The 4,064-nt window shown below is 55.1% G+C and carries 4 protein-coding genes and 1 pseudogene; 2 read left to right on the plus strand and 3 right to left on the minus strand.

Annotated elements, in window-relative coordinates; genetic code table 11:
* Together AF70_RS29565 and AF70_RS29570 are read right to left on the minus strand one after the other, a co-directional pair.
* A pseudogene (locus tag AF70_RS29565) lies at positions 1-123 on the minus strand (malate:quinone oxidoreductase); the annotation flags it as partial.
* Between the two features lie 181 nt (positions 124-304).
* The gene (locus tag AF70_RS29570) at positions 305-946 is read right to left on the minus strand and encodes a hypothetical protein (RefSeq protein WP_028940415.1); all 642 of its coding nucleotides are present in this window, start codon (positions 944-946) and stop codon (positions 305-307) included.
* Positions 947-1,410: 464 nt separating this feature from the next.
* On the opposite strand from AF70_RS29570, the gene AF70_RS29575 reads away from it, so the two are divergent.
* Together AF70_RS29575 and AF70_RS29580 are read left to right on the plus strand one after the other, a co-directional pair.
* Positions 1,411-1,944 (plus strand): hypothetical protein, encoded by a 534-nt coding sequence (locus AF70_RS29575; protein ID WP_028940414.1) that lies wholly within the window; start codon positions 1,411-1,413, stop codon positions 1,942-1,944.
* A 798-nt stretch (positions 1,945-2,742) separates the two neighbouring features.
* Positions 2,743-3,111, plus strand: coding sequence for a DUF6124 family protein (locus tag AF70_RS29580; protein WP_028940413.1), 369 nt, complete (start codon positions 2,743-2,745; stop codon positions 3,109-3,111).
* Between the two features lie 296 nt (positions 3,112-3,407).
* On the opposite strand, the gene AF70_RS29585 is transcribed toward AF70_RS29580, so the two are convergent.
* On the minus strand, positions 3,408-4,064 hold a 657-nt coding region (locus AF70_RS29585), incomplete at its 5' end, for a malate:quinone oxidoreductase (protein WP_178119841.1).

The raw sequence follows: 4,064 nt of genomic DNA on the forward strand, positions 1-4,064 counted from the left end.
CAGCAGGTCCAGGTACGAGCCTTCTTTGAGGAACTTGGTGCTGAAGGTCGCGAATGGGCCAAACAGGATGACGCGCTTGCCGTCCAGGACACGGGGGTCCAAGTGCGGAACCGACATTGGCGGAAAAGGGGACTGATTTATTTTGAAGGAAATAAATCAGTCCCCTTTTTGCACCTTTTTGCAAGACATTGCCCGGCAGGTTCGGTGGATCAGCGAGCTGCTGGCTTGAGCCCTTTTCAGGGGTTATACGAATTGTTGCTGAGCGGTGATCCGGCAAGGTCAAAGCAGGCAAGAAGCAGAGGCTTCACTGGGCATTGAAGAGTGGATCCTTGGTGTGAAAGTTTCCATCTGCTGACCTGGCGCAGACCTGTGGTCGCATTGGCGTTTCTATAGTGGTATTTCCAACAGCAGTGAGTTTGCGTAGCTGAATGATGCAACCCGCTTTGAACGTGCTGATTTTGACAATCTGGAACTGCATTTCATAATCCTGCCCCGGCTCTGGCGTGAACACCACGGGTTTGGGCGAGCATGAAACCGAGCCAACCATGCCAAAGGTCGCAATGAAGGGTTGGTTGGCAGTCACGACATGCTCGTCGTAGAGTCGGGGTGATTCGTTGATCAGCTTGCTCTCCTTGCTCGCAGGCATGCCAATCACGCTGTTCTGATGGTCTGACTCCCTGAATGGATAAAGACCTGCGGAGTCGATATGGGCGGTTTTCCAGCCGGACTGTTCGATGGGAAAACTCTTGAGAGACTCGTTGTAAAACTTCTCGCAAGTCTGGCCGCTGACGAATCCGCCGTGCGCGTTATCGCCTGTGATCAGACGGACACGGGCGGTGGTGGTGGGGTCAAACTTGCCAGCCTCGGCTTCATTGCGAACGTCGGTTTTACTGGTGGCGCAGCCGATGAGAGTCAAACTGATTGCCAAGGGGAGAAGTTGACGCATAAGTGTCCTTTCTTTTCTGTGAAAATTTGAGAGCTTGAACGTGAATTAGGACGAACAGAGGCGGTCCGCCTGGCGACTAAACTTATCGAAGTGCCTCAGTCGTTAACGGCTGATGATCCTGGAGGAGGGGCTCGCTCTGGCCTATAGCGGCCTGAGGTCGCAAAGGTTTAGCGATAATAAAAATGGGACAAATTTATTTCCATGTGCCTCCTGTCACCGCCGCAGTGACTGGGCGGAGCAGCCCGTGGCACGTTAGGTTGTAGGTGCCTCTCGAAGGGACAGCTCCACCAGAGACAACCTTGAGAATTTACCCTTGATCAAGGCTGTTTGAGTTTCCTGGGCAAAAAAGTGAGTCCCTTGCTAAACGGCAGATCTTGCTGCCGTTTAGCAAGGGACAAAGGCGACTTGGGCTAACGCCTACTATGCTCTTCTCGCTTCAACTCATTTTCAGAAAGGAAACAAGGATGCGCTCAAGGATCGCCATCGGTACATTGCTGGTCGCTTTGCTAAGCGGCTGCACATCTGTACCCCCTCTGAATTTCTCTGTTCCAAGTATTTCGCCCTCGACTCACAAAGTGGACGCGGACCTTCGTGCAGTATCCGTTTCCTTCGCTGCCCCCAATGAGCAAACAGGAAATGTACCGTCCGATGGTGAAGGCATTCCCGAACTCTGGGAAAGGGCAGTAGTAGAAGCCATTAACAAGAGTTCAGTATTCGACGACGAGTCGACAAAAAAAGTGAATCTTTTCGTCAAAATCCAGGAGCTGGATCCGCCGGCAGCTGGCGTGACCATGGTGACTGATGCTTCTGCAAAGTACCTGCTGGTAAATCGCAAAACGGGCGAAACCTTGCTCGAAGAAACGATCATCACCCAGGGCATCGTCCCTCCAGGCTACGCCTTCGCGGGTGTCGTCCGCCTCAAGGAATCAGTCAATCGCGCCGTACAGAACAATATTCGAGACTTCCTGGCGAAACTGGAAGCTCAGAAGTTGAACTAGGCGTAAAGACAAGGTAATCGCCTTGGAAGGACGTGCTCGGTGAAACGCTGTATGACTTCGTGAGGCTACAACATCCAACGCCATTGCCTACGCCCGCTACAGAATCGGCCGGCTGTTTCGCCAGGCGGTCGCCGGTATCTTGTCTCCCGTCACCGCCCGCAGTGACCGGGCGGAGTAGCACGACTCCATTACCTGCGTACAGTTGTCATCTTTTTTCAACCCTGCACGGCTCCATTCAAAAGGACCGACGCAGCGCTCAGCGTCATATCCATCCGTCGGTGACCGATCCGGCATTCTCCTACCAAATCCTTGATTCAAAAAAACCGCGCCGTCGCGCGCGCCCTGCATGACTTTAAGCGGGCGACAGGTGCGGCCGTGCCGCAACACAACCCTAAAATTGTCAGACGCTTCCTCGTTTTTTGAAAGCGCTCACACGTTTAACGATGCGTGTTTAAAGACACCCGCTGTTACGTCCTAACGGCTACAACGCCTTGCGTCGTTGCCTACGCGTGCGCCAGAATCCGCTGGCTTGTGCGGCTGTGGGGCGGGCTATATCGTTTCCCTGTCACTGAAAAACAGTGATCGGGTTTGGTAGCCCGCTTCGAAACAGTCGCATTGCGACACCTATGCAGTCTCTTTTTTTTTGGGACTCGGCTTTATATGGTGGGCATGCGTGGGGCTCCTTCGTGAGCGCCGGGTTTCCCGTTTCGACCGGTCTACCAACCCACGTATGGCCGCCACCCTTCGTTTGGTAGCGAGGGTGATGGCTCCCCAATATTCGAAACCGGAGTTCCATCTATGTTCAAAGTGACACCTAACCCACCGGGACCTGACACCGATCCGGCATCCCCGTACGAATCCGACGATTCAAAAAAATTTCACGAAGCCGCCGAACGCGCTCTCAATTTCTACCTCAACCCGGCGGCGATCATGAACAACACCCCACGCAAACCCAGCACCATGTACATGGTTGCGCCGGATGTTGGCCATGAAGCCTTGCTGGTTCAAACGTGCGAGAACCTGGCGTCGGCCAGTGTCATGGCCAGCGACATCGCTGCATTGGTGGAGGGCACCCACCGCAATACCCTGCTGGCGCTTCAGCAGGTCATCATGCTGGCGGAACTGGCGGTGAATCGAATGCTGGATAACTTCGTTCCACCCAAGTAATCACTCAGCCCTTTACCGAGAGGCTTGCCCCTCGGTAAAGGGCTTTGATAGTTACAATGCGAAGGGCGCGCATCCAACTTCACCCTCAAATCCCCCTTCAAAAACGCCAGCGGTGACATGGTCACCAAACGGCCGATCACGCGCTGGGGCTGCTCCGCAGCCCAACGGGAGCAAGCTCCCTCGCCACAAAAGCATTTCCTTTTGGCCACTCTCGCAAATCATCTGCACTGAATCCCGCCCACAAAAAAGCCCACTGACCGTCACCGATCCAGTGGGCTTTCCGATTACGCTTCTACTTACAAAGCCATATCCGTCGCAGCATTGGCCTTCGGCGCCTTAGCCGGAGCAGCCGGAGCAGCAGCCGGAGCCGCCACCTGACCAATCACCGGCGGCGGAGTCAGCTCCAACACCTTGGCGGTGTAAGCCCACTCTTGAGCCACTTTCTCAGGGCTGTTGTTCAGCTGAGTGCCGTAGCTAGGCACGATCTGGTGCAGTTTTTCCTGCCAGGCTGGGGTGGCAACCTTGTCCTTGAACACTTTCTGCAGCACGGTCAGCATGATCGGTGCGGCAGTCGANGCGCCTGGCGATGCGCCCAGCAGGCCGGCGATGGTGCCGTCTTGCGAAGCAACGATTTCGGTACCCAGCTTCAGCACGCCACCGGCGGCTTCATCACGCTTGATGATTTGCACGCGCTGGCCGGCTTGCCACAGGCGCCAGTCTTCGGCTTTGGCATTCGGGAAGTATTCTTTCAGGGCATTCATGCGGTCTTCGTCAGACAGCATCAGTTGGCCTGCCAGATACTCGACCAGTGGGTATTCCTTGATGCCGACGCGGGTCATTGGCCACACGTTGTGTGTGGTAGTGGTGGTCAGCAGGTCCAGGTACGAGCCTTCTTTGAGGAACTTGGTGCTGAAGGTCGCGAATGGGCCAAACAGGATGACGCGCTTGCCGTC

Source organism: Pseudomonas sp. KD5 (assembly GCF_012932895.1).
Lineage (GTDB): Bacteria > Pseudomonadota > Gammaproteobacteria > Pseudomonadales > Pseudomonadaceae > Aquipseudomonas.

Coding starts and splice junctions, on each gene's coding strand:
- AF70_RS29580 (WP_028940413.1), top strand. CDS start 2,743: ATGTTCAAAGTGACACCTAACCCACCGGGACCTGACACCGATCCGGCA.
- AF70_RS29570 (WP_028940415.1), bottom strand. CDS start 946: ATGCGTCAACTTCTCCCCTTGGCAATCAGTTTGACTCTCATCGGCTGC.
- AF70_RS29575 (WP_028940414.1), top strand. CDS start 1,411: ATGCGCTCAAGGATCGCCATCGGTACATTGCTGGTCGCTTTGCTAAGC.